Here is a 26349-nt window from a genome sequence, read left to right on the forward strand (position 1 = left end):
CTCAAACCGTCGCTATCCCACTTTTATAAGGACGCACCGTGGCTTACTAATGAGGGAACGATGACCTCCGAGGGCAAATGACCCAGTCGACCCGCACCGTTCTGCGCAATCAGCTCAATCAGGCACTGGCCGCGATCAAGGATGCATGGCGGGTGATGCTCCGTCGGGGACCCAGCCAGATTCAGTTCTGGTTCATCGCCCTGGCCATCGGTATCGCGGCGGGTTTCATGGCGCTGGGATTCCGCAAGGCCATCGCCGCACTTCAGGCGTATATCTACAACACCGAGGATATCCTTCTGCTGCACAGCCATGTGGAAAAGCTGCCTTGGGTCCTGATCCTGATCACGCCGATCATCGGTGGCCTGGTTGTCGGTATCATCCTGCACATTTTCACCGATGACGGGCGTGTCCGGTCCGTGGCGGACGTGATGGAAGGTTCTGCCGTCACCGATGGGAGGGTCGAGATCAAGGCAGGGATCGCGTCTTTCCTCGCCTCGCTCATCACGCTCAGCTCAGGCGGCTCGACGGGTCGTGAAGGGCCGGTGGTTCACATGGCGGGCGTCATTTCAACATGGGTCAGCAACCGCATCCACGCGGACGGCATCACCGGTCGCGACCTGCTGGGCTGTGCCGTGGCCGCCGCCGTCTCGGCCAGCTTCAACGCCCCCATTGCGGGTGCGCTTTTCGCGCTCGAAGTGGTTCTGCGCCACTTCGCGGTCCATGCCTTCGCCCCTATCGTTATTGCCTCGGTCGCGGGGACGGTTATCAACCGTCTGGCCTATGGTGACGTCACCGAGTTTGTCCTGGAGACCCCCGGATCGCTGCAATTCTATGTGGAGTTGCCCGCGTTCCTGATCCTCGGGCTGATCTGCGGGTTCGTCTCTCTGCTGCTGATGCGCTCGATCTTCTTTGCCGAGGATATCGGCAACCACATCCAGACCCGCCTGTCACTGCCGCGCTGGCTGCGGCCGGCGGTATCGGGGGCGATGCTGGGGCTGATGGCGATCTGGTTCCCGCATATCATCGGTGTCGGGTACGAGACCACGATCCGCGCCCTGACCGGCGACCTGCTGCTGACCACCGCAATCCTGTTTGCCGTTCTCAAGACCGTTGCGGTCGCCATTACCATGGGCGGCCGCATGGGTGGCGGTGTGTTCTCACCGTCGCTGATGATCGGCGCGCTGACCGGGCTGGCCTTTGGCCTGATCGCCACCGGCTTGCTGCCGGACGTATCGGGGACCCACACGCTCTATGCCTTTGCCGGAATGGGTGCCGTGGCCGCCGCAGTTCTGGGGGCACCCATCTCGACCACGCTGATCGTGTTCGAACTGACCGGAGACTGGCAGATCGGCCTTGCGGTGATGGTCTCGGTTTCGATGTCCACCGCGCTGGCTTCGCGCCTGGTGGACCGGTCCTTCTTCCTGACTCAACTGGAGCGCCGCAACGTGCATCTGGCCGCCGGGCCGCAGGCCTACCTGCTGGCCATGTTGCGCGCTGGCGCCGTGATGCGACCGCTCGGAGATCCGCGCTCGATCACCAGGGATGAGGCGCAGGAGTTGATTGAACAGGGCTTCTGCATTCAGGCCAGCGCCACGCTTGAGGCTGCGATGCCCTATTTCGACCGCGGTGACATCCCCTGCATTCCGGTGGTTCTGATCGAAGATAACGGTGTCGAAACCCCGGTCGGCGCGCTTTATCACATAGATGCGCTCAAGGCGTATAACCGTGCGCTGGCGGCGACAGCGGCCGAGGAGCATTCGTAGCGAGGCCGAAGCCGGCGCGCTGCACTGCGTCTTCTGAAACGGGAGCCGCTTAGCCGGTTGGCGCTTTCCTCGCTTCTTCCTTGATCACAGACCGGACCCAACGTGCCAGTTTCGACCGATCGGTTGCAGCAGTCCAGTACATATGCTCTGCCATGCCCGTGTCAAAATCGAAAGGCCGCAGAGCAAGCCTGTCCCTGAACCGGTTGGCCATCCGTGACGGCAACGCGGCCAGGAGGTCGGTGCCCACGATGATTTCGCCAAAGGATATAGCATCACTGCTGACGATCGAACGCCGCAGGCTGATGCCCTGTTCGGCGGCATAGCGAACCGGCGCCTGCTGCCAGCCGGGGCGCGGTTCGAAATGGACGAAATTCATCTCCTTGATGTCGTCCAGCCCCAGGACCTCTTTCTTTGCCAGCGGGTGTGACGGATCCATCATACAGACATGCTGCTCGCGGTTCAGGTATTCTTCGCCGTAAATCCCGCTGTCCGACACTTTCTGAGGCCCGAGGTAGATATCGGCGCTGCCACTCAGCAACAAGTCGCTGGCAAGGCCGTAGTTATAGTTCAGGATCAGCCGGATCGCCGGGGCTTCGCGCCGGAGCCGTCGAACAACTTGAGGCAAAACAAGCAACGTTTCGTAACTGGTGATATTGATCCGGATCTCTCCCTCGGACTGCTTCGGATCGAATGCCTCATCGTCGCGAAACTGCTCGGCTTCTTCCAACATGTGCTCCACTCGGTCCATGAGCCGGTGGCAATGGTGCGTAGGTGCTATCCCTCCGCCTTGTTTGACGAACAGGGGATCCTGCGCTGTCTTTCTGACACGTTCGATCGTGTAACTGACCGAAGACGGGTTCATGCCCAGCTCGGCCGCGGCCTTTGCGAATGAGCGGTGCGTGTACACCAGCTTCAGCGTACGAAGCGCCGCGAAATCCAGCGAGAGTATTTCTGGCGCTGTGGACATCGGAACCCTGTCTGAGTGTAATTGAAAATTTCAATGCAATGAAACGGATTGATCTGATTGTTCAATCTGACACATCCGGACATCCTTAGGCAAGCAGACCCGTCACGGGATGTATTGCAACAGACCGGAGGATGAACATGACTTTGAAAGTGATCGGAGCCGGATTTGGACGGACAGGAACGGAAAGCCTCAAGCGGGCGCTTAAAGCCCTTGGGCTCGGACCGATGCACCGCATGTACGAGGTCATGGACAGCAAAACGCAGCGGGAACGCTGGATCGCTTTCGCAAACGGGGCAACACCGGACTGGCCCTCGCTGTTTGAAGGATACAACAGCGCCGTGGACTGGCCATCAGCCGCCTACTGGCGTGAAACGATGGCCTTCTACCCGGATGCCAAAGTGGTGCTGACCCACCGGCCCGCCGAAGACTGGTGGAACAGTTTCACCAATACGATTCAGACAGCGCTGCTATCAGGCACGGATGTCGGCGGTCTGGGAACCAGCGTGATAACCGAAGGGGTTTTCGGTGGAAACATTCAGGACAAGGCGCATGTTCTGTCTGTTTACGAGGGCACGATCGCCAGGGTCCGAAACGAAGTGCCTGCGGAACGGCTTATCGACCTGCCGCTTGGCTCCGGCTGGGGGCCTTTGTGCAGGGGGCTGGGCTTGCCAGCACCCGACATGGACTATCCCAAAGGCAACACAAAGGCAGGATTCCGGGCGGTCGCATAGCCTTCCTGAATAACGCAGGCCTTGGGAACCGGCGTACTCTTGACGCGAAATTGCTGATTTTCCGCAGACCCTGCGAACACTTGGCCACAATACTCGCTTCTTGCCCTTGTGCCCCACCTGATGCAAACTTGATCGCAAAGGAGGGATGTCTGTTTCTCCGTTAGGTCTGTTTGAAAGCGGACCAGAACGGTGCAGCTGCTTTGGGAGGAGTGTCATGACATCCAAGACTGCGGGTTCCACGCCACCGAACAATCTGACGCCGCCGCCGCAGGCCATGCCCAGGATCAACAAGGTCACTGCGGATGATATCACCGCGTCCCTGAAGGCCGGCTTTTCCGATTTTCTGGCCCGCCCCTTCATGAGTGGCTTTTTTGGACTTTTCTATGCAGTCTTCGGCATCCTGTTTGTCTGGAGCCTGGTCTGGCTTGGCAAGATCTGGATGATCATTCCAGCGGTCGTCGGCTTCCCCCTGGTCGCGCCATTTGCTGCCGCCGGGCTGTATGAGATGTCCCGCCGGATTCAGAACAACGAGAGTTTCGGCTGGTCTGAAATCCTCACCGTCATGGCCAACCAGCGTAAGCGCGAAATGGGCTGGATGGCCTTTGTCACCCTGTTCATTTTCTGGGTGTGGATTTATCAGGTCCGTCTATGGCTGGCGATCATCCTACAGAATGTATCTTTCTCGGATTTCGACGGGTTTCTGAACACCGTGTTCTTCACACCGCAGGGCTGGACTTTCCTGGCCGTTGGCACCTGCGTCGGCGCATTTCTGTCGGCTGTACTGTTCTCGGTGACCGTCATCGCCATGCCCATGCTGCTTGACCGGGAAACCAATTTTGTCTCTGCCATGATCACGTCCATTCGCGTCGTCACGGAAAATCCGTTGGTCATGCTTGGCTGGGCGGCGATTATCTCGGTCACTATGCTGTTGTCGCTTGTCCCGGCGTTTCTGGGCCTGATCTTCACTCTGCCGATCCTTGGCCACACAACATGGCATCTCTATCAGCGGGCCGTGCAACCCGCCGAGGGGTGATCCGGCCTGCCATTACTTGGTGCAACTGTCGGCTTCGACTGACTTCTCAACATCGGATGGTTCTACAACTGTTCGACCTTCACCGAGTCCAGCGGATAGAACGCCAGATAGCCCTTGATTTCGGCCACCGCCGGGATCGGGTCTTCATAGCTCCACGCGGCGTTTTCGGTTGTCGAGGATTTGTTGACGATCGAGAAATGCGTGGCGTCGCCTTTGTGCGGGCAGTGGGTGACTTTATCCGTCTGGTCCAGAAAGGCCATCGCGATATCGGAGCGTGGGAAATAGATCACCGGATCCAGATTCCCCTCAAGCAACTCCAACGCACCCGTGGTTTCGCCCAGAATCGCGCCACCTGACCGGACGCTCCATTTTCCGGGCGCCTTGCGGATTGTTATGTTGTCGGTCATGTCTGCTCCTTCTTTTGTCGCGTCAGGGCCTTTCCTCTGCCCAATCTATGTAACAGCCGGATGTCACACCGGCGCGGTTGCGGCATCCAACCACAGTTGCGCGTCATGGCCCAGCCTTGGCCTGATTTTTTCCGCAACTTCGCGGTGATACTCGTTCAGCCATGCCCGTTCCTGCGGGGACAACATGTCGGCGACGATCAACCGGCGGTCAATGGGCACAAAGGTCAGCGTACGCCAGTTCAGCATCGCCCGCTCGGTATCGCCGCTGGGCAGCGAGGGGGCTTCTTCCACAACCACCAGATTCTCGATCCGGATACCAAAGGCACCTTCCCGGTAGTACCCCGGCTCATTTGACAGGATCATACCGGGTTCCAGCGCAACATGGCTGGCCTTCGACAGGCGCTGCGGGCCTTCGTGCACGCTCAGATAGGCACCGACGCCGTGGCCCACGCCGTGGTTAAAATCCTGCCCCGCGGACCACAGCGGCGCGCGCGCCACACATTCGATGTCGCGCCCGGACAGCCCGACGGGCCAGCGTAGCATGGACATGGCAATCATGCCTTTCAACACGCGCGTGAAGCAGGCGCTTTCCTCGTCACCGGCGGTGCCGATCGCAACGGTTCGGGTGATGTCCGTGGTGCCGTCCAGATATTGCCCTCCGCTGTCCAGAACCAGAATATGGCCATCCTTCAACAGGCTGTCTGTCTCGGTCGTCACCCGGTAATGCATGACCGCGCCGTTTGGCCCGGTGCCCGCAATGGTGTCGAACGAGATATCCCGCAGTGCCGCGTCCTGCCGCCGGTTTTCCTCCAGCCGGGTGACGACCTGCGTTTCGGTCAGGCTGCCTGGGGGCTGCGCGTCCAACCAGCACAGCGTTTCGATCACCGCGACCGCATCGCGCAGATGGGCCTCGGCGCTGCCCGCGATTTCCGCGGCGTTCTTGCAGGCTTTGGGCAGGGCGCAGGGGTCGCCTCCCTCGGCCATCCTGTCGCCCAGAGCGTCAGCAACAATCTGCGGCAGTGTCGCCGGATCGACCTGCACCGAACCAGCCAGCCCGCTTATGGCCTGCAAAAACGCATCCGGTTCGTGCTGGCGCACCCGGGGCCCCAAATGATCGGCAACATCGGACAGCTTTTTGGCGGCCATGAACAGGTCCACTCCGCCATCGGCATGCAAAATCGCAAACCCGTGCGCCACCGGGTTGTACCCGATATCCGATCCCCGGATATTCAGCAGCCACATGATCGAGTCCGGCAGCGTGATCACCGCAGCCGCATGTCCCGCTTTTTGCAGCGCTTCGGCCAGACGGCTGATCTTGCTTTCGGCGGATTCCCCGGCGAATTCAATCGGGTGCGCGCTAACCGGGTTCATCGGTGGCGCAGGCTGGTCCGCCCAGATCCGGTCCACCAGGTTCGGACAACGGACCAGTTCGATACCGCTGCCCTGCAGATCCTTCTGCGTGCTCGTGATCTGACCCACGGCATGCAGCCAGGGGTCGAACCCGACCTTGCCGCCTTGCGGTAGCTGTTCTTTCAGCCAGGCGGCCAACCCGATATCGGGCCAGGGAACCGGAGTATACACATCCGCGACCTGCGCCTTGACCTGCGTGCGATAGCGCCCGTCGATGAAGACACCCGCCACGTCTTTCAGCGCGGCACAGAACCCGGCCGATCCGGTGAACCCGGTCAACCAGGCCAGACGCTCATCACGCGGCGCGACATATTCCCCCTGATGCGCATCCGCGCGGGGAATCAGAAATCCGTCCAGCCCTTCCTGAGCCACCTCGCCGCGCAAGGCCTGCAACCGGGTCGGCCCCTGTTCCGGGCGGGCGGTCACTTCGAATGTCTGGAACATGGAGCCCTCTTGCTTTTGTCTTGGTGCGGCGAAAAGTGGGGCGCGCGGCGGCAAATGTCCAGCACATCGCGACGACACTATTCGGTTGCGCCCAGAAAGCCTTTCAGCGTCTCGATGTAAGAGTCGTAAACGTCGTTTCCGGGCAGAGGAATGTGATTGGCGGTTTCCAGAATGACAAGCGAAGCGTCGGGAATACCGGCTGCCAGTTTTCGCGCCTCGGATAAGGGGTGGACGGCGCTGTTGCGCCCATGCAGGACCGGCGTCGGGCATTGCACTTGCGGCAAAAGATGCAGAACTGAGGCGGTATTTCCACTGTCGCGCTGATAAAGTTTCTGTTCGACGGAATAGAGCGTCTGCATCTCGTTCACAATTTCGCGCACGGCTTCCAAAGGTCCCTCGGGAAAGTAGCTCAACAGCGAGCCAACCGCATAACCGCTCCCGGGGTCTTTCCAGCCTTCGATGATCAGGTTGCGGATCGAATCCGGCCCCGCCACACCTTCACGATGATCGCGCCCTTCTGCCCAGCCGCCAACAATCGCCAGCCTGCTGACGTGCGCGGGATATTTCGTGGCGAATTGCAAGGCCGAGAATACGCCGCCGAATTCCGAGACAATGGCAAACCGGTCAAATCCTGCGGCCTGCGTCACCGCCAGAATGTCTTCAGCAACCCCTTCGTAATTGGCCCGGCAGGGGTCGCCCCAATGGGACTGGTGGCTTTTGTTGTAACGCAACATCGTGAACTTTGCGCCCATCGCTTCAAGGTAGGTCCGCTCTGAAGCCAGCCGCCACTCTGCCTCAAGATCATAAACGATGGAACCGACCCTCAGAACCGGAGGGCCTTTTCCGGACATGGCAAAGGCAATCGCCTGACCGTCATGTCCCCGGGCATATCTTAGCCGCTGGGTTCGATGTTCGCCGTTTTGTGCAGGCTCTGAATCACGGCTGACTTCAGCCGCCATCTGCAGGCCACGCCGCACAATTGTCCGGATGATCCGTTGCGTCTTGCCATCATCGCCTACTGCCTTGCGTGCTGCAGCGATGCGGGCGCTTATGGTCGATTCCGAGACAAACCGACCATGCCAGACCCGCTCGATGATCTCTTCGCGTGCAACCAGCTTGCCGGGGCTTTCAACCAGTAACTCCAGCAGATCAAAGACCTGAGGTTCAACCGGAACCGCTTCGCCCCCGCGCAACAGCACGTGGCGGTCAACGTCCAGAATACAATCTGCAAACTCATAGCGCATGGGCTGAGTACACTCCGTTTCGATTGGGGCCACAAGGTTCAATGGCATTCCCAAAGGTTTCTCGGGGGTTTCTCAGGATTGTCTTCAAGCGAGAGGGCAGCGCCGTTGCCAAATTAGAGGCAACAAACAGGAGCTTCGGATGATGCCACCCTTCGATATCGCGTTATTGCACCACAAGGCCGTTCGCCACGGGCACATTAATACCCAGCCCCGAATTGCTCCGACAGCCGGATCGTCAATCTGGGGCTGGTTTCTTGGGATGCTATGCCGCCCGGCAGGGCGACGTCAACGGATCTAGCTGGCCCGCTTCATGCCCATGACCCGAGCCCGCGCCCGCGGGTCGCTGTCGAACAGAGCCGCCAGCTGCTCGGTCATGGCACCTGCCAACTGCTCGACATCCGTGATAGTTACGGCCCGGTCATAGTACCGGGTCACGTCATGGCCGATACCGATGGCCAGCAACTCGACCATCTTGCGTTTTTCCACCATCGCAATCACGTCACGCAGGTGTTTTTCCAGATAATTCGCAGGGTTAACGCTCAGAGTTGAATCATCAACCGGCGCACCGTCCGAAATCACCATCAGGATTTTGCGCTGTTCGCGCCGCGCCAGCATCCGGCGATGTGCCCATTCCAGGGCTTCGCCGTCGATGTTTTCCTTCAATAGGCCTTCTTTCATCATCAGACCCAAATTAGGTCGTGCACGACGCCAAGGGGCGTCCGCACCTTTGTAGATGATGTGGCGCAGGTCGTTCAGACGGCCGGGTTGCTGTGGGCGTCCATCGTTCAGCCAGGCCTCACGCGCCTGACCGCCTTTCCATGCCCGTGTGGTAAAGCCCAGAATTTCGACCTTGACGTTGCAGCGCTCCAGCGTCCGCGCCAGAACATCGGCACAGATGGCCGCGATTGAGATTGGACGCCCGCGCATCGAGCCCGAATTGTCCAAAAGCAGCGTCACCACGGTGTCGCGGAACTCGGTATCCTTCTCGACCTTGAAGCTTAGCGGCGTCGTGGGGTTCGCCACCACCCGCGCCAGACGGCCCGCGTCCAGAATGCCTTCCTCGCGGTCAAACTCCCAAGACCGGTTCTGCTGCGCCTGCAACCGGCGCTGCAGCTTGTTGGCCAGGCGCGAAACCGCCCCTTTCAAAGGCTCCAGCTGCTGATCCAGATAGGCCCGCAGCCGCTCCAACTCGGCCGGTTCCGCGAGATCCTCGGCGGCGATCTCCTCGTCATGGGTGCTCAGGTAAACCTTGTAGTCGGGATCCGCTTCAGACGCGGGCGGCGGGGCAGGCGGCTCCAGTGGGGCCTCGCCATCGGGCATCTCGGCCTCTTCGCCCATCTCATCCTCGGCCATCTCGTCCATCGAGACCTGCGCCTGAGACTGATCCTGCTGCTCTTCCTGCGTCTGTTCGGGGGTGGCGTCGGCGTCCTGCTCGTCCTGATCGTCCTGCCCGGTGCTGTCGGGGTCGGGCTGTTCCTCGGCGTCGTCTTCGGCCTGATCTTCCTGCTCGTCGTCCAGCTCGTCCGGGTCCTCGCCCAGCTGGTCGCCATAGCCCAGATCCTTGATCATCTGACGAGCAAACCTTGCGAATTCCGCCTGGTCCGACAGAACCTCTTCAAGGTTCTCCAGCACGCCACCCGCCTGTTCTTCGATGAACCCGCGCCAAAGGTTCATGATGTTCTCGGCCGCCGGCGGCAGATCCCGCCCGGTCGCCAGATGCCGGATCAGATAGCCCGCGGCCACTGCAAGCGGCGCATCTGCAGGCTGTTTGCACTGGTCATATCCGCGCCGGATCGCCTCGTGGCTGATCTTGACATCGATATTGCTGGCAGTCCCGGGCATGTCCCGTGCGCCCATCGCTTCACAACGGGCAACTTCCATCGCCTCATAAAGATCCCGCGCCATATCGCCCGGAGGCGCATAACGCGCATGGGTCGCATCGTCATGATACCGCCGCTGCAGCGCCAGAGCATCCGCCGTGCCGCGCGCCAGCAACACCTCTTCCCGTGTCATGCGACGAGAGACCTGCGGCAATCGCATCGATTCGCCGGACAGGCCCGACGGGTCGACCGTATAGCTGACCGAAAGCTCGGGATCGTCGGCCATCACCTTGGTGGCCTCGGCCAAGGCCTTCTTGAAAGGATCGGCGGGGTTGTCGTTCTTCTGTGCCATGTCCTTAAGCCCTCATCAAAGTGACCAGCCCGGCCTGGAAAACAATAACGGATCCGCCTTCATCTGGCCAAAAATATCCCCGCCGGAGGCATTGCGCCCGAAACGGGCGCAGTTCAGGTGCTTACCCCAGGCTCGCACTCGCCGCGCTCTCGGGCAGTTCCTCGTCGAAACAGCGCTGATAGAACTCGGCCACGGTCTGGCGCTCCAACTCATCGCACTTGTTCAGGAATGACAGGCGGAAAGCGTAACCCACATTGCGGAAAATCTCAGCGTTCTGGGCCCAGTTGATCACGGTCCGCGGGCTCATCACCGTGGACAGATCGCCATTCATGAAGGCCGTCCGGGTTAGGTCAGCAACGGTCACCATCTGGCTGACGGTCTTGCGGCCCTCGGCGGTGTTGTAGTGCGGTGCCTTTGACAGCACGATCATCGTTTCGGCATCATGGCTCAGATAGTTCAGGGTCGAAACCAGCGACCAGCGATCCATCTGCGCCTGGTTGATCTGTTGCGTGCCGTGATAAAGGCCGGTGGTATCGCCAAGACCCACGGTGTTGGCGGTCGCGAACAGGCGGAAGTTCGGGTTCGGTGTGATGATCTCGTTCTGGTCCAGCAGGGTCAGCTTGCCGTCATGTTCCAGAACACGCTGGATCACGAACATCACGTCGGCACGGCCCGCATCATATTCGTCGAAGACAATGGCGACGGGGTTGCGCAGCGCCCAGGGCAGGATGCCTTCGTGGAATTCGGTCACCTGTTTGCCGTCGCGCAGCTTGATCGCGTCCTTGCCGATCAGGTCGATCCGGCTGATGTGGCTGTCCAGGTTCACACGTACGGCAGGCCAGTTCAGACGCGCGGCGACCTGTTCGATATGGGTCGATTTCCCGGTGCCGTGATAACCTTGGATCATCACGCGGCGATTGTGCGAAAAACCCGCCAGGATCGCCAGCGTGGTTTCGGGGTCGAACTTGTAGGTCGGGTCGATTACCGGAACGCGGTCGCTGCGCTCGGCGAACCCCTTGACCGCCATATTGCTGTCAATTCCAAATACGTCACGGACCGAGATGTCTTCGGTTGGTTTTGCGTTGATATCGATCGATCCGTCAGCCATGCGCCTTGTCCTTATCCTTTGCCCCGCTCTCCGGGTTTGAACCCGTGTGTGGTGCAACATATTGCGGACAAGGGCAAGGGAAAGCCGCCCGTTCCTTTAGCTGGCCGGATGTTTCTTTGAAACTGACCATAAATCGTGGGTATCGCAATCCGGCGGCCCGTATCCGGCGGGCCTTTCAACCTATTGCAGGTGCAGGCGAGGCTCGAACAAGTTTCGTTCGACAAGTTGGATAATGACCACATCGGGCTGCAGGCGATCGATCTGTCCCGCCATGTCTCGATCTAAAAGATCCTGCCATTGTACCTTGTGAACGATCCGGAACGTGCGGCGATAAAGCGCGATGTTCGCCTCGCAGAATGAATCGCAGATTAGCAACGCGGTGCCGGGATTTATGGCGGCAGGCGCAAATGTCGTCTCAAAACCCCCTCCGTCGCCGGCTTCTGCCGTACAGATGTCAGGTACGATTCCGATGAACGGAGTTGCACCTGCGCAGACCACCAAATTCTCAAATCCGATTGCATAGTCCGTTTCATGGCGGTGGCCCAGCAAATCCCGAACTTTCAGCAGATTGGCCAGATCACCCGATGTGTGTTCCAGTTCCTCTGCCGTGTAGGCAATCGGATCATAGTAGGGCCCAAGGGCCTCCAAAGTCGCTTCATACCTTCGCGCGGCCCCCAGGTTTGTCCAATGCGTATCGGTTTTCAGGTAGGCCTGAGCGGTGGCCTTCAGTCCCGTCATCAGGGTGCGCAAATCCAGCAGCGGCAGATTTTGTTCACGCGCGGCCTCAATAAACATGTCCGTGCCGGTAATGTCCGCTGGTGCCACTTCGGGCGGCAGAAATTCCGGATAGATCGTATGCTTGTTCGGCGCGATCACAAGCAGGAAATCCGAACCCCGCGCCTGCAGCCCGTCCGAGAACTGCCGCAGATGATCCGCCCAGCCCGCAACATCTCTGGCATCGGGCATCTTCCGGCCCGACGTTCTGTCGAGCACACGATTGTGACCGTTGCCCAGAAACAGATAGCCCGATTGCCCGATCACCACCTGATCGGTGTTAAGTGAGACGCCGCAGCAGGACCACAACCCTAGCGCCAGCATGCCTTCGGCATTGTTCACGGACCATAATGCGCGACGGTCCTCCGGCACAAGCGGCCCGTCCTGCACCTGCAGGCGCGCCAACAGAGTGGTGATGGGCAGAAACAGGAACACAACCGCCGCGATGGCGCTGACCAGAAGGAAACGATTGCGGTACATCATCCGGCCCGTTCCTCAGAAGTTGAAATAAAGGAAAACGTCGCTGCGCGTGGCCAGCATCGCCGTACAGGCGGTGCCAAAGGCCATTCCGGCGAAAACGGTTTTCCATTGCGGGTTGAGGTTGCGCACAAACTGGTTCGTGTTGGGCAGGGCCAGCGCCACGAAGAACGCGGCAAGAATGGCAACCGCCGCAGTGTCGCTGTCGATGATCACCACATGGCTGCTACCGGAGTTCGATGCACCCTGGCCAAACATTGTTCGAAGAATGCTGTTGGCCTGCGCCACGCTGTCGGCCCGGAAATAGACCCAGGCGCAATGCACGATCAAAAAGGTAATTGCCCAGCGGGCCGGATTCGGCAGGCGGACCTTCAGCCGGGCCAGATAGCGCTCGGCCACCAGAACAGCGCCGTGAACGGCACCCCAGATCACAAAGGTCCAGCCTGCGCCGTGCCAGATACCGCCAAGCAGAAAGGTTGTAAACAGGTTTGCCGACACCCGCGCGGACGACCGGCAGCCGCCGCCCAGCGGGATATAGACATGGTCGCGCAGAAAACTCGACAGCGTCATGTGCCACCTGCGCCAGAAATCCTGAACCGACAGGGATTTGTAGGGCGAGTTAAAGTTCTGCGGCAGGCGGATGCCGAACATCCGCGCTGCACCGATGGCCATATCTGTATAACCGCTGAAGTCGAAATACAGCTGGAAGGTGTAGGACAATATCGCAATCCAGGTGTCCAGAACGGTCAGGTTGGCGTAATCGGCAAAACCCTGATCTGCATAGACCGCCAGTTGATCTGCGATGACCAGTTTCTTGAACAGCCCGATGCCAAAGATCACTATCCCGACATACAGGTTTTTCCATCGCAAGATCCCGATCGAAGGCGATTTGAACTGCGGCATCATCTCATGGTGATGCACGATGGGTCCCGCGATGAGCTGCGGGAAGAAGGTGACAAACACCAGATAGTTCAGAAACCGCGTCGGCCGCGCGATCCGCTTGTAGCTGTCCACCAGAAATGCGATTTGCTGAAAAGTGAAAAAGGAGATCGCCAGCGGCAACGCGATGCTCAGCGGCTGGATGAAGGACCCCGTGACGTCATTCAGGATACCGACGGCAAATCCAAGGTATTTGAAGAACCCAAGCAGACCAAGGTTGAACAGTATGCCCGCGACAAGCGGCCCCCGCGCCGCGCCGTCCTGCCCCTGCGCCGCCATCTTGTGCCGAATGGCCCGGGCCACAAGAAAGTTGACGCAGACCGATCCCAAGAGAATTGGCAGGTAATCCAGCCGCCAATAGGCATAGAAAAACAGCGAACAAGCCGCGATCCACAAGAGTTTCACATCCGCATTGCGCAGTCTTGCGGCTGCGTAGAACCCAAGAAGGCTCAGAGGCAGAAAAACAAACACAAACGGAATTGAATAGCATCTCAGCCTTTCAAAAGCGGCGGGTCACGACCTACTGCCTCAGTCCCGAAGCGCTTTCAAGCGAGGAGTTGCCCCACACCCGGTTTGCCCAAGCCCGATGCGCCAGAAAACCGAAGCCTCTGGCCGGAACCCTGCGCGTGATCAAGCCACACGGCTATCACTTCGAAGGCGTCAGAACAGGCGGTGTGTCGAACCCGTTTCGCCACGCGACAAGGCACAGGACCGGCGCGTCCAATGTCTCCATCGCGTGTGGCTGGTTGCTTTGATGCAGTACAGTACCGCCTTCGCGCAGGGTTTCGTCGGAGCATCCCCGCCGCTTGAAAACAGCCGACCCGGACACGACCAAATATGCCTCTTCCCCCGGATGATGGTGCCATGGATAATACAGCCTGGCTGGCATATGGACGATCCACAGCCACAACTGCCGCGAGGTGAATGGCCCGCCTTTGCCGATGATGGAATAGCATCCGAAATTTTGCAGGAACCGGTCCCCGATATTGGTGCCCTTGTAGGTTTCGCGCCAGACAGCCGCCGGACCGGCGGCAACGATGGCATCCTGCAGATCGGCATAGTTTTGGGATGACAAACCGGTTTCGTTGCGCAGAGCGTCACCGCAGGGGCGGTGTAATGGCGTGATCGGCTGCCGCTCGACGTCATCCGGAAACGCCGCAAAGGCCGTCAATTCACGATTGCCGCGATAGGCGTCGCGCGCAAGGCGCAGAAGTTTGTCGTAAAGGTGATCGTTGCCCATGCGGTGATCAGACGATCGAATCGGACCTTTAGGCTTGTCCACCTGCGACATCGGACAGGTATTTCGCTGCGGGCATTTGCTTCATTTGAAGTGATTAAGGCGGATGCAGCTGTTGGTTTCGGCCACCATCGGCATGCGGCGGATATCCATCAGGACCGTATCCAGACGCTGATGCGAGGAGGTGCGCAATTCCAGAACCAGATCGAACACACCGTTCACGGAGCCAAGCGACTGAACTTCGGGAATTCTCCTGAGTTGGTCGATGATCCGTCTGCTGTCCCCCGGTGCCAGCTTCAAAAGCACAAGTGCATCGACCAGCGCGTTTTCAACCTTGCCCCCAAGTTCCACCGTAAACCGCGCGATCGTGCCGTTCGCCTTCAGCTTGTCGATCCTGTTCTGAATTGTGGCCCGCGACACACCCAATTCGCGTGCCAGTTCGGCGGCCGAACGTCGGGCATCCCCGCTCAGAAGGCGCAGCAGTTCCCGATCGATATTGTCCATGCCTTGTGTTCGCTTTCGTCAAAATGGCTGTCAAATCGTTAAAGATCTATCGAAACGATACCATTCCCTGGCTGTTACGCCAATTCCGGTGCAGTCATGCTGATCCGCAATATCAACCATGTCCAAGGACCGCAGCCGTGAAAGTCACCGTTTGCCAACTCGACCCGCGCCCATCACAACTGGACCAGTACCTGTCGGGTCTGGCCGATCATGTCCAAGCTGCCGGAACAGATTTTTTGCTGCTGCCCGAGATGTGTTTTTTCGACTGGTTGGCGCATGACGCAACGCCGGATGCCGGGCGCTGGGCTGCCTCCGTTGCGGCGCATGACGACAGGATTTCGCAGCTTTCGAAACTGGGCGTTCGCGGCGCGATGGGAACCCGCCCGATTGTCAACGCCGCCGGCAGTCGCCGCAATCAGGCCTATGTCTGGACCGCTGAAACCGACAACGCAGCGCCGGTGCACGAGAAATACTATTTGCCGGATGAACCGGGTTATCATGAGCACAGCTGGTATGATCGCGGACCCAAGAGCTTTGATCTGGCCCGTGTTCTGGGGATGCGCGTCGGCGTCCAGATCTGTACCGAGATGTGGTTCTTTGAATGGGCCCGCCACTATGCGGCCTCGCGTGCCGATCTGTTGTGCGTGCCGCGTGCGACGCCGCACGGCTCTGTCGAAAAATGGCTGGCCGGCGGTCAGGCCTCGGCCGTGTGTTCCGGTGCTTATTGCCTGTCGTCCAACCTGTGGGCCCCTGTCGGAGATGCCCCCGACGCAGGCGGTCTGGCTTGGGTGATCGACCCCGAAGGGAACGTGCTGGCCACCACCGACCCTGACAATCCCTTTGCCACGGTCGAGATCGATCTGGACTTTGCCGCGCAAAGCAAATCGACCTATCCGCGCTACGTTCCGGAATGATTGTTTGACGCGCCAGATCCGTTCTGGTCCTGCTGTCATTGTTTGCGGCAGGGCCAACCGGATGCCGGTCTATTTGAAGTTCCGGCTGTCCTTGATCTGATCCCAGGCCCAGACAACCTCCTGCAGTTGCTCTTCCTGACTGCGGTCGCCGCCGTTCATATCCGGGTGCAGCACCTTGATCAGTTTCTTGTACGCCTTGCGCACCTCGGCCTTTGACCAGCTGTCATTGGCTTCCAGAATCTCGATTGCACGGCGCTCGGTCGGGGGCAGGCGGCGCCCGCCGCCACCTGATGTACGGCCCTTGTTCTGTGTACCGTTGGCGCCCAGCACCTGGTGGGGATCCTCGATGCCCAGCCGGGCCCAGGCGCGCGCCTCGGGGTCGCCCATGGGTTTGGTCTCACGCTCCCACACCTTGTCCTTGGACCGCTGCGCGTTCAGTTCGGCCTCGGTGGTGCCGTCGAAGAAATTCCACTTCTGATTATACTCGCGCACGTGCTGCTGGCAGAACCAGAAGAAGTCATCCAGAACGTCCGGCGCTTTTGGCGCCCGAAACTTGCCGGCCTCTTCACAACCCTCGTGATCGCAGATTCGCATCGAGGTCTCAGACGCACCCGACATGCCCCGACGCCCGCGCGGGTTCTTTTTCTTGGCGCTGGAAACGGACATATCGAATCCGAATGGGTCTGATTTCGTCATGCTCTGATCCTTACGAACACATCTTTTCGACTCGGAGGCAGCAGTTTAGTCTAAGCAGCCGAAAGTAGAAGAGGGGGGCGGCAAAAATTTTGCCGATGAGCATAAAAATGAGCGTGACCGAAGAAATCCGATCCCGCCTGCAGGCCGCGTTTGACCCGCGCGAGCTTGAAGTGGTTGATGACAGCGAAAGCCACCGGGGCCATGCCGGATACCAGGACGGGGGCGAGAGCCACTTCAACGTCCGCATCCGCGCAGGCGCGTTTGAAGGCCAATCCCGCGTTGCCCGCCACCGCGCTGTGCACAAGGCGCTGGGCGATGTGGTTCCGCGCATTCACGCGCTGGCTTTGGATATCGGTGTCTGATCGCGCTTAGAACCGCAGCCGGAAGGCGAGACCGACCAGAGGGGCCGTGTCATAGTTCTGACGGCTGATTTCGTTACCGTTCTCGTCCTCCAGCGTCAGTCGACCGTCGAACTCGGCCCCTGCAAAGACGGTTACTGACACGCCGGGATTCGGGTCATAGCTGAGGGACGCAACCACCGGGATGCTCTGATCTTCACCAATCCCGCTTGGAGCCAGCCCGTTGTCGTCTAGCCGGAAGCGGATTTTCTCGGAACGTGCCGAAAGCGAGAGGCTGAAAACTTCATTCACCGCATAGCTCAATGTCAGCCCCGGCCCTCGCGTAGCTCCGATTCCGGATCCGGTGTTCAAGTTCCAGCGATCATTGATGTCCCAATCCACCAACAACGCGGGAAAGACATCCACACCGCTATCTTCCAGTTGCGAGAAGGCCCCAAATGCCGGGCCGATGGTCAAGCTTTCGCTCATCTGCCATGCGACGCCCGCAAAAACACCATATGTGCGCCCATCCGAAGATGCGGCACCTCGTTGGTAGTCCCATCTGATCTGAGGCGATACGAACACGCTGGCCCGTCGCCCGGCCTGAAACCGAAGCGGGGTTGAAACTCGGATGTCGCGGATATCGTTCCACGGCTGGTTGTCCGCTGCGCTGAAATCGTAATCCAGTTGCCCGAAACTTACCGAAACACCAAGCGAAGTACCGCTGTCAAAATTATACAAACCCGTAGCCCGCAGGAACGACCGCGTCGCGCTGAAGTCGCCGCCCTGATCCAGATCGGCGCTGCCCTGATAGGCGGCCAGCCCGTCGATCTGGCTGACCCAGCCTAACCGTTGTTGTGCGACGGCGGGCAACGCGAACTGGCATGCGATGGCGGCAAAAAGACAAAGATAAGCTTTGCGGGGTTTCATCGCAGCACGGGGTCCTTCTGGGTGTCAAAAAAATATCTCTTAACGATACGACCGAAACCCTGAATCGGATGACCGTCTCAGTCCTGTCGGTCAAATCCGTGCCATCAAAAACACACCATTCGAACCGTCTGGTCTTGATGCTTGTTACTTGGAATCTTCGTCGGCTTTTTCGCCGGGTTGCAAGGTCAGGGGCGGCTCATCAACCTCGGCTGAAATAGGTCCCGGGGCCTGAACCGCATCCGGCTCGGGCGCCTTCACCTTATCCGGTCCCGGGATCGGGTGGGCCAGCGGAACGCCTTCGGGGGTCTCCGTCGGGCTCGGGACGGGAACCGGGGCGACCTCAGCCTCGAACGCGCGGCGGAACACCAGCACATTGCGCCAGTGGGTCGTCGATCCGGTCAGGCCCGAGCGTTCCTCGCTGGGCAGCAACTCGGCGCGCTGGTATTCCCAGCCGTCCTGACCCATCTGGTTCAGCAATTGTTCGACCGAATTGGCAAACCGCCCCTCGGGCGTTTTCACGCCCTTGGCCTTGGTGCCTTTTTGCGGGGCGGGGACAACCTTGTATTCGTAGCGCTGCATCAACCGTTCCTGAAATGCCTGTGGCGGACAGGTTATCACGTTGACCGCCGGGCGAAAGAGACGTCGACCCGATGCCTGATTTTACCCGCCACTGTTGCCCGGTTTCTGCGCTGCCCTGGTCGCCACGGACAGGCACAACTCGGTCGCGACGGCCATGTCCTGCACCGAAATCCATTCCAGCGGGCCGTGAATGCACTGCATCCCGGTAAAGATATTGGGGCATGGGGTGCCGAACTCGGTCAGGCGCGACCCGTCAGTGCCGCCCCGGATCGGAACAGATACAGGCTCGATCCCCATGTCGCGGCAGGCGTCGCGCGCCAGATCAACCGGGGTCATGTCCTTTTCCAGCCAATAGCGCATGTTGCGGTATTGCGGATAAATCTCGCACCTGATCACCGCGCGTGGCTCCGTGGCTTGCACGGCGGCGCAGACCTGTCGCACCAGATCGCCCTGCGCCTGCAATGCGTCCAGCTCGAAGTCGCGCAGGATCAGCTTGATCTCCATCTCGGAGGAGCCGCCATTCATATCGGTAATGTGAATGAACCCTTCGCGGTCATCTGTGACCTCGGGCGTCATCGTCGCCTGCGGCAAAGTCTGCACGATCTTAGCTGCCAGATGGGCTGCGTTGACCATTTTTCCCTTCGCAAGCCCGGGGTGGATCGAGACGCCCTCGATCCGGATCACGGCACGGTCGGCCGAAAAGCTTTCATATTCGATTTCGCCAACTTCCTGACCATCCAGAGTGTATGCGAAATCAGCGCCCAGATCCTTGGGTAGTTGTTCGGTAACACCGCGCCCGATCTCTTCATCGGGGGTAAAGGCGATGCGGATCGGCCCGTGCGGAATATCAGGATTTTCAACCAGATGCCGCGCCATGGTCATCAGGATCGAGACACCCGCCTTGTCATCCGCGCCCAGCAACGTGGTGCCCGATGCAGTAATCAGATCGTGCCCGATCTTTTCGGCGAGATAGGGGTGCTCCTCCGGCGACAGGACCAGATCGGGGTCGTCGGGAAAGGTGATCTCGCCACCATTGTACCCCTTGATCACGCGCGGCTTGACGCCGGTGGCATTGAACTGCGGGGCGGTGTCGACATGGGCCAGAAACCCGATCGTGGGGCCGGGAACAGTTCCGGGGATAGTGGCGACAACAACGCTGTCACCTGTTAATTCAACATCCTGCGCGCCGATTTCGGTCAGTTCCTGGCGTAGCAGGTTCAGCATGTTCAGCTGGATGTCCGAACTTGGGGTCGAGGGCGACGTCTCATCGCTCTGACTGTCGATCGCCGCATACCGGACCAGCCGGTCCTTGAGTTCCTGATCAAATCTTTTCTGCATGTTACCTCACCTCTCTTGCCCGGAAGAAAGGGTGCAATCCGGCGGGGAGTCAAGCAGATGCTCAGCCCGAAATCGGGGCTGAGCGGTTAACTTTTCGTTATGTACAAAATGCACACCGTGGGCCGTGCGCGACGTGCAAACCCGAAGATTTACGAACCCAGCTTTTTGTTGACCAATTCGTTGACGGCCTTCGGGTTGGCCTTGCCACCGGTCGCCTTCATCACCTGACCGACAAACCATCCGGCCAGTTTCGGGTTCACTTTGGCCTTTTCGACCTGCGCTGGGTTGGCGGCGATGATCTGGTCCAGAGCCGTTTCAATCGCGCCGGTATCTGTCACCTGTTTCATGCCGCGTTCTTCGACAATCTGTGCCGGGTCACCGCCTTCGGTATAGACGATTTCAAACAGGTCCTTGGCGATTTTGCCCGAGATGGCGTCCGACGAAATCAGGTCGATGATACCGCCCAGCTGCGCTGGCGAAACCGGCGACTCGGTGATGTCGTGATCTTCTTTCTTCAATCGGCCGAACAGCTCGTTGATGACCCAGTTCGCGGCCAGTTTACCGCTGCGTCCCTTGGCGACTTCTTCGAAATACGCTGCCGATTCCACCTCGGCAGTCAGCACCGAGGCGTCATAATCAGTCAGCCCGAACTCGCTGATAAAGCGCGCTTTTTTGCCGTCCGGCAGTTCCGGCAGATTGGCGGCTATATCATCCACCCACGCCTGCTCGATCTCAAGCGGCAGCAGGTCGGGGTCCGGGAAATAGCGGTAATCATGCGCTTCTTCCTTGGACCGCATCGAGCGGGTCTCACCCTTGTCCGGGTCATACAGGCGGGTTTCCTGATCGATCTTGCCACCGGCCTCAACAATTGCGATCTGACGGCGGGCTTCGACCTCAATCGCCTGCTGGATAAAGCGCATCGAGTTCATGTTCTTGATCTCGCACCGTGTGCCCAGATGCGAGAAGTCCTGCGTTTCCTGATACTTCTCATACGCGCCCGGCAAGCAGATCGAGACGTTTACGTCCGCCCGCAGGTTGCCGTTCTGCATGTTGCCGTCGCAGGTACCCAGATAGCGCATGATCTGGCGCAGCTTGGCGATGTAAGCAGCGGCTTCTTCGGGGCCACGGATGTCGGGACGCGACACGATTTCCATCAGGCAAACGCCGGTCCGGTTCAGATCGACGAAGGACATATGCGGGTCCATGTCGTGGATCGATTTGCCCGCGTCCTGCTCCATGTGGATACGTTCGATCCGCACCTTGCGTGCGGTGCCGTCACCCATCTCGACCAGCACTTCGCCCTCACCCACAATCGGATGATAAAGCTGGGAAATCTGGTATCCCTGCGGCAGATCGGGGTAGAAATAGTTCTTGCGGTCAAAGGCCGATTTCAGATTGATGTCTGCCTTCAGGCCCAGCCCGGTCCGCACCGCCTGTTCCACGCAATACTCGTTGATCACCGGCAGCATGCCCGGCATTGCCGCGTCCACGAAAGCAACGTTTGCGTTCGGTTCAGCCCCGAATTTTGTCGACGCGCCCGAAAACAGTTTGGCATTGGACGAGACCTGCGCATGCACTTCCATCCCGATTACCAGTTCCCAGTCGTGCTTGGCCCCGGCAATGGTCTTGGGTTTGGGCATTTCGTATGTCAGGTCGAGCATGGCGCGCCTCATATCCGCAGAAGTCTAGGCCAGCGTATTAGGCCCGGCACGTCAGAGGAGCAAGGGGGAATGGCTGTGATTTCCAGTCTTTTGCCGGTTCAGTTCCGTGAAAGTTGCAGGCCCGACGAGGTAAATGTCACGTCCTTGCCGCTGTTGAGTTCCTCGCGAAACAGATCGGCGATGGCCCGCAATGCGTCCCGGTGCCCGCGCGCGGCGAACCGCTCGGGCGAAGGTACGCGGACCGAATTGTTGAACCCGGCGGCCGCATGGGCCCAGATCAGCGGATGCAGTTCGGTCAGATGATCGCGGATCAGCCAGTTTGCCGCCTCGCGCAGTTGCGAGCGGACAAGATCGGCTTTTTCGTTCAGGCCCACGCCGTTTTGCACGGTAATGGCGCAATAGGCCGACAGCATGTTGATGGTCTGCTGGTCCGGACGACGCTCCAAGATGTCGTGCAGCCCCTCCAGGAAGAACTCGATATCGACCCGAGCGCAGGCTTCCTCATCCAAGGCAATCGCATCGAATTGGACCCAGGTATATCCCCCGGCGCCCCATATTTTTTGCGTTCTGGCGGCGTTGCGCAGGGCCTGAACCTCAAGCTCTTCATAGCTGCCAAACCAGCGCGGCAGCAGATGGCTGCCCATGGCGCGCATGTGACGCTGGTTTTCGGGGTCCAGCGCGATCAGCCGCTCGTACTCGTCCGCTACCCGAACCGACGTGCGGCGTTGACCGGCCAGCAGGGCGCAGCCTGCGGCAGCAACCAACGGGCTGTCTGGCAACGCGGCCTTGCACTTGGGCAGAATAGCCGCCGCCCGGTCAAAATGCGCTGCGCAGCGCGACCGGTGCAGCGGTGGCAAGATCGCATCCAGCGCCGTTCCCCGCCATGCCCAGGCAAGATCGATATGTGCCAGTGCAACGATCAGGGCTATCATCGGGTTGCCGGGGTGTTCCTGCATCACGTCTTCCAGATCGGCGACGCCTCCTAGCAGATCATAGTCTGACAGGGCCTTGCCATCCGACAATGCATGTTCAGCGGCCAGAACCACATCCGAGCGTGCACCGAATGCCAGCAAATCAGCAATCGGCAACCCGTCGGGCGCGGTGTCGCGCGCTGCATCAGCTGCCCGCATTTCCGCGGACAGATCTTCCCACCGATCCTGCCGGGCCAGGTGACGGCCGCGTTCAATAGTGGTGCGTCCCACGAAGTCGCCAGCGTTTAGTTGTGCAACGGGAATGTTAAGCTGCCCCTGATCAGGCAGAACGGCGGCAACAGCATCTGCTGCCACCTTGTTTGGCGGCGCAATTTGCCGGGAAGGATTTGTGAAACGGGCAAGATGAGCCCTGAATGACCTGAACATGGCGAAACTCGGAACTGTAACAAAAAACGTAACTTACAGCGGAAGTCTGGCCGTAAATCAGCGTCAGTTCAAGTAAATTGCCTGAAACACTTCAGAATCCCGGGTCAATCCGGTCAGTGGCGGCTCATCGTTTCAGAAAGCTGTAAAATGATGCCGTTCGACCCGAAAGCCGGCGTTTTCCAAAGTGTTTTCAAAGGCCCGGTGCGGCGGGACCGACTCATCCGGCAGCCGGATACGCTTGCCCGATTTCAACATTAAAGAGACGCGAACCGAGAAGTCCCAACGTGTGTCGAAGCGGAAAAAATCGATCTCGTTCAGGTCGATTTCACCTTCGCGCCCGCCCGAATGCCACCTGAGGCAATCCCGGTCCAGCGTCAGCCCGGCGCTGGTGTCTTTCACGATGTCCCAGATGGCCGGCAGCGTGGCAAGCGCCAGCACCCCGACCAGCCATAGTGCGGCGTTGAAAAAGATCACGAGCGATATCAGCCCCGCAAAGACGCCGATCAGGATCAGTACAGTGCGGGGCGCGCGGTTTTGCCGGGTGAAGGTAAAGGGCGTCATGCGTCGAGTATGCGTGACACCATTTCCCCGGTGTCCCGCGACAGGTTTGGGGTATCCTGGATGCGTGTCAGTTGTGCGCGCATCAGGGCCTGACGGTCACTGTCATACCGCTTCCATGTCTGAAAGGCCGAGCACATACGCGCAGTGGTCTGCGGGTTGACCGGGTCAAGCCGGATCAGCCAGTCCGCCAGCAGGGCATAACCTGCGCCGTCGGCCTGATGGAACCCGGCGTGGTTCATTGCCAGCGCGCCCATTACTGCGCGGAACCTGTTGGGATTCTTCCAGTTGAAATCGGCATGTTCGGTCAGATTGCGCGCGGTGTCTGGCACCGCATCGGGCGCGGCCATCGCGACCTGCAGGCCGAACCATTTGTCCACGACCAGCCGGTCGTGCTGCCACTGCGTGTAAAATCCGGCCAGTTCCGTCTCACCTTTTCCGGCCCGCAAAAGACAGGCCAGGGCCGAGAGTTGAAGGGTCATGTTGTTGGCTGCGCCATACTCTTCTACTGCCTTGGCACCGCCGTCCAGGCGCGAAGTCAGCGACAGAGCGGCGCTGCCCAGTGCGCGTTTGCCGGATTGCTCCGCGTCGGGGCTGTAGGGGGTCTGAACCAGGGCTTCGCTGTGCAGGCGGGGCAGCAGGTCCTGCACATGTTGCGCTGTGGCTTGCCGCAATGTCTCGACCGCACTCCAGATCGCCATTGGATCTGGTGTTTCACCACGGTCGAACAAGGCGGCAGCGAGTTCCGATTGCGTTGGCAGTCCCAGCATCAGGGCGCGGTAAGCCGGATCAAGATCCCGGTTGCGCAGCACGGCCAGCAACCCGTCCAGATAATCGGAGTCCGGGGTGGCGTCTTCGGATATCATGCGCAGCAGTGTGTCCTGCGCCAGTGAGCGTCCCGCCTGCCAGCGGTTGAACGGGTCGGTGTCATGGGCCAGCAGGAAAGCGCGTTCGGCATTGGTCTGATCGTGCTCCAGGATCACTGGCGCCGAGAAATCACGCAGGATCGACGGCGTTGGCTTGGCGGCCAGACCGGTAAAGGCAAAGCTCTGTTCCGCTTCCGTCAATTCCAGCATTTCAGTTGCGCGCACCTCGTCGCCGTTCGGCCCCAAAAGGCCAACAGCAACGGGGATCACCTGCGGCAACTTCTCGGTCTGACCCGGTGTGGGTTCTGTCCGCTGGCTGAGGGTCAGCGTATAGGTGCCATCGGCCCAGTCCTCTGTTACGGCCACCCGCGGGGTTCCCGACTGGCTGTACCAGCGCTTGAACTGGCTCAGGTCGCGGCCAGCAGTGTCCTCGAACACCTGGATCCAGTCCTCGATGGTGCAGGCCTGCCCGTCATGGCGATCGAAATAGAGGTCGAGCGCCTTGGAATAGGCCTCATCCCCCACCAGCCGTTTCAGCATGCCGATTACCTCGGCGCCTTTTTCGTAGACGGTCGCGGTGTAGAAGTTGTTGATCTCCTGGAAGCTTTCGGGCCGGACGGGGTGCGATAGCGGCCCGTTATCCTCGGGGAACTGCCGTGCGCGCAGGTCTATGGCGTCGTGGATGCGCTTGACAGGGGCCGAGCGCATGTCGGACGTAAACTGCGCATCGCGGAAGACGGTCAGACCCTCTTTCAGGCACAATTGGAACCAGTCGCGGCAGGTGATCCGGTTTCCGGTCCAGTTGTGGAAGTACTCATGCGCGATGATCGCTTCGATCCGTTCGAAATTGGCGTCGGTCGAGGTTTCGGGGCTGGCCAGAACGGCGGAGGAGTTGAAGATGTTCAGCCCCTTGTTCTCCATCGCGCCCATGTTGAAATCATCGACGGCCACGATGTTGAACATATCCAGATCGTATTCGCGGCCATAGACATCTTCGTCCCATTTCATCGACTTCTTCAGCGCTTCCATGCCAAAGGCGCATTTGCCCTCGTCGCCCGGACGAACCCAAAGGTTCAGGTCCACGTCCCGGCCCGACATGGTGGTGAACCGGTCGGGATGGGCGATCAGGTCGCCCGCGACCAGTGCGAACAGATAGGCGGGTTTGGGCCATGGGTCGGTCCATTCGGCCCAGCCTTCGCCTTTGGCCGTGGGGTTGCCATTGGACAGAAGCACGGGCAGGTCGCCATTTATCCGCACGGTGAAGGTCGACATCACATCCGGGCGGTCGGGGTAGAAAGTGATCTTGCGGAACCCCTCGGCCTCGCACTGCGTGCAGTACATGCCGTTCGACATGTAAAGCCCCTCAAGCGCGGTGTTGTTGCCCGGGTCAATCTCGACTTCGGCCTCCCACACGAACGGCGCATCCGGTGCATCCGCAGTCAGGCCCTTGTCGGTGACCTGTGGCGCGATGTCCGCGCCATCAATGGCGGCGCGGATCAGTTTCAGATCCTCGCCGTGCAGGAAAAAGGTTCGGTCCGTTGCTTGGGGATTGGGGTGGAACGCGATGCGCGATGTGACGCGCGTGGCGTGTTCGGCCAGATCAAAGGTCAGATGCAAACTGTCCACCAGATAGCCGAAGGGCGTGTAGTCTTTCAGATAGATTATGGTGGGGGCGGCGTCGCGCATCGGGGGCCTCGCATCGGTTCATGTCTGGCGCGACGTTATGGGTTGCGGCGATGCGCTGCAAGCGGTGCCGGGCACGTAAATCCGGCGTGCTTCTCCTGCGTGCTGACGCCACGCCAATCCGGCAGGTCCGCCGAAAAGCGATGGCGAATATGTTGCCTATCGGAAACTTCCGCTCTAATTGAAGCCGGCATACAGTGGCGTACAATTGCGGGAGA

The 26349-nt window shown here is 59.8% G+C and carries 23 protein-coding genes; 5 read left to right on the forward strand and 18 right to left on the reverse strand.

Going from position 1 to position 26349, the window contains the following annotated elements; genetic code table 11:
• The first annotated feature begins 77 nt into the window (after nt 1-77).
• A complete protein-coding gene (locus tag ACR0MI_RS14405; RefSeq protein WP_170615256.1) occupies nt 78-1763 on the forward strand; it encodes a chloride channel protein in 1686 nt (561 codons plus the stop codon).
• Nucleotides 1764-1812: 49 nt separating this feature from the next.
• On the opposite strand, the gene ACR0MI_RS14410 is transcribed toward ACR0MI_RS14405, so the two are convergent.
• Nucleotides 1813-2730, reverse strand: a complete 918-nt coding sequence (locus ACR0MI_RS14410; protein ID WP_170615258.1) for a LysR family transcriptional regulator — start codon at nt 2728-2730, stop codon at nt 1813-1815.
• Nucleotides 2731-2867: 137 nt separating this feature from the next.
• Here ACR0MI_RS14410 and ACR0MI_RS14415 point away from each other — a divergent pair, with 137 nt between their 5' ends.
• Together ACR0MI_RS14415 and ACR0MI_RS14420 are read left to right on the forward strand one after the other, a co-directional pair.
• Entirely contained in the window at nt 2868-3461 is a 594-nt protein-coding gene (locus tag ACR0MI_RS14415) for a sulfotransferase family protein (protein ID WP_170615260.1), read from the forward strand.
• 214 nt (nt 3462-3675) lie between these two features.
• Nucleotides 3676-4494 (forward strand): DUF2189 domain-containing protein, encoded by an 819-nt coding sequence (locus tag ACR0MI_RS14420; RefSeq protein ID WP_170615262.1) that lies wholly within the window; start codon nt 3676-3678, stop codon nt 4492-4494.
• Between the two features lie 62 nt (nt 4495-4556).
• On the opposite strand, the gene ACR0MI_RS14425 is transcribed toward ACR0MI_RS14420, so the two are convergent.
• From ACR0MI_RS14425 to ACR0MI_RS14465, 9 genes are all read right to left on the reverse strand, one after another.
• A complete protein-coding gene (locus ACR0MI_RS14425) occupies nt 4557-4901 on the reverse strand; it encodes a DUF427 domain-containing protein (RefSeq protein WP_170615264.1) in 345 nt (114 codons plus the stop codon).
• 63 nt (nt 4902-4964) lie between these two features.
• Complete coding sequence (locus ACR0MI_RS14430; RefSeq protein ID WP_170615266.1) at nt 4965-6755, reverse strand: aminopeptidase P family protein; 1791 nt, start codon at nt 6753-6755, stop codon at nt 4965-4967.
• A gap of 77 nt (nt 6756-6832) precedes the next feature.
• Nucleotides 6833-8047, reverse strand: a complete 1215-nt coding sequence (locus ACR0MI_RS14435) for an alpha/beta hydrolase (protein ID WP_170817072.1) — start codon at nt 8045-8047, stop codon at nt 6833-6835.
• Between the two features lie 246 nt (nt 8048-8293).
• Nucleotides 8294-10171 carry a cobaltochelatase subunit CobT gene (gene cobT / locus ACR0MI_RS14440; RefSeq protein ID WP_170615270.1) on the reverse strand — a complete coding sequence of 626 codons (1878 nt, stop codon included), beginning with the start codon at nt 10169-10171 and terminating at the stop codon, nt 8294-8296.
• A 121-nt stretch (nt 10172-10292) separates the two neighbouring features.
• Nucleotides 10293-11279, reverse strand: coding sequence for a cobaltochelatase subunit CobS (gene cobS, locus ACR0MI_RS14445; protein ID WP_170615271.1), 987 nt, complete (start codon nt 11277-11279; stop codon nt 10293-10295).
• A 180-nt stretch (nt 11280-11459) separates the two neighbouring features.
• Complete coding sequence (locus ACR0MI_RS14450) at nt 11460-12536, reverse strand: alginate O-acetyltransferase AlgX-related protein (RefSeq protein ID WP_170615273.1); 1077 nt, start codon at nt 12534-12536, stop codon at nt 11460-11462.
• Between the two features lie 12 nt (nt 12537-12548).
• Entirely contained in the window at nt 12549-13940 is a 1392-nt protein-coding gene (locus ACR0MI_RS14455) for an MBOAT family O-acyltransferase (RefSeq protein WP_480854715.1), read from the reverse strand.
• A gap of 175 nt (nt 13941-14115) precedes the next feature.
• Complete coding sequence (locus ACR0MI_RS14460; RefSeq protein ID WP_170817071.1) at nt 14116-14709, reverse strand: dimethylsulfonioproprionate lyase family protein; 594 nt, start codon at nt 14707-14709, stop codon at nt 14116-14118.
• Between the two features lie 81 nt (nt 14710-14790).
• On the reverse strand, nt 14791-15210 hold the full coding sequence (locus ACR0MI_RS14465) for an Lrp/AsnC family transcriptional regulator (RefSeq protein WP_170615277.1): 420 nt from the start codon (nt 15208-15210) through the stop codon (nt 14791-14793).
• A gap of 137 nt (nt 15211-15347) precedes the next feature.
• Here ACR0MI_RS14465 and ACR0MI_RS14470 point away from each other — a divergent pair, with 137 nt between their 5' ends.
• Entirely contained in the window at nt 15348-16124 is a 777-nt protein-coding gene (locus tag ACR0MI_RS14470) for a carbon-nitrogen hydrolase family protein (protein WP_170615279.1), read from the forward strand.
• A gap of 69 nt (nt 16125-16193) precedes the next feature.
• Here the strand turns inward: ACR0MI_RS14470 and ACR0MI_RS14475 are convergent, their stop codons facing one another.
• Nucleotides 16194-16820: a J domain-containing protein gene (locus ACR0MI_RS14475; protein ID WP_170615281.1), complete on the reverse strand. Its 627-nt coding sequence runs from the start codon at nt 16818-16820 to the stop codon at nt 16194-16196.
• A gap of 107 nt (nt 16821-16927) precedes the next feature.
• On the opposite strand from ACR0MI_RS14475, the gene ACR0MI_RS14480 reads away from it, so the two are divergent.
• Nucleotides 16928-17182, forward strand: coding sequence for a BolA family protein (locus ACR0MI_RS14480; RefSeq protein WP_170615283.1), 255 nt, complete (start codon nt 16928-16930; stop codon nt 17180-17182).
• A gap of 6 nt (nt 17183-17188) precedes the next feature.
• Here the strand turns inward: ACR0MI_RS14480 and ACR0MI_RS14485 are convergent, their stop codons facing one another.
• The 7 genes from ACR0MI_RS14485 to pepN form a co-directional block, all read right to left on the reverse strand.
• Entirely contained in the window at nt 17189-18088 is a 900-nt protein-coding gene (locus ACR0MI_RS14485) for a hypothetical protein (protein WP_480441381.1), read from the reverse strand.
• A gap of 144 nt (nt 18089-18232) precedes the next feature.
• The gene (locus ACR0MI_RS14490; protein ID WP_170615285.1) at nt 18233-18667 is read right to left on the reverse strand and encodes a DUF4177 domain-containing protein; all 435 of its coding nucleotides are present in this window, start codon (nt 18665-18667) and stop codon (nt 18233-18235) included.
• An 81-nt stretch (nt 18668-18748) separates the two neighbouring features.
• A complete protein-coding gene (pepT, locus tag ACR0MI_RS14495; protein WP_170817070.1) occupies nt 18749-20005 on the reverse strand; it encodes a peptidase T in 1257 nt (418 codons plus the stop codon).
• 149 nt (nt 20006-20154) lie between these two features.
• On the reverse strand, nt 20155-21666 hold the full coding sequence (gatB, locus tag ACR0MI_RS14500) for an Asp-tRNA(Asn)/Glu-tRNA(Gln) amidotransferase subunit GatB (RefSeq protein ID WP_170615289.1): 1512 nt from the start codon (nt 21664-21666) through the stop codon (nt 20155-20157).
• Between the two features lie 98 nt (nt 21667-21764).
• Entirely contained in the window at nt 21765-22952 is a 1188-nt protein-coding gene (locus ACR0MI_RS14505; RefSeq protein ID WP_480441377.1) for a hypothetical protein, read from the reverse strand.
• A 204-nt stretch (nt 22953-23156) separates the two neighbouring features.
• The gene (locus tag ACR0MI_RS14510) at nt 23157-23585 is read right to left on the reverse strand and encodes a hypothetical protein (RefSeq protein ID WP_170615291.1); all 429 of its coding nucleotides are present in this window, start codon (nt 23583-23585) and stop codon (nt 23157-23159) included.
• A complete protein-coding gene (gene pepN, locus ACR0MI_RS14515) occupies nt 23582-26134 on the reverse strand; it encodes an aminopeptidase N (RefSeq protein ID WP_170817069.1) in 2553 nt (850 codons plus the stop codon). The genes ACR0MI_RS14510 and pepN overlap by 4 nt, the downstream gene beginning before the upstream one ends.
• Nucleotides 26135-26349: the final 215 nt, after the last annotated feature.

The sequence above is a fragment of the Ruegeria sp. D4 genome (assembly GCF_056534475.1).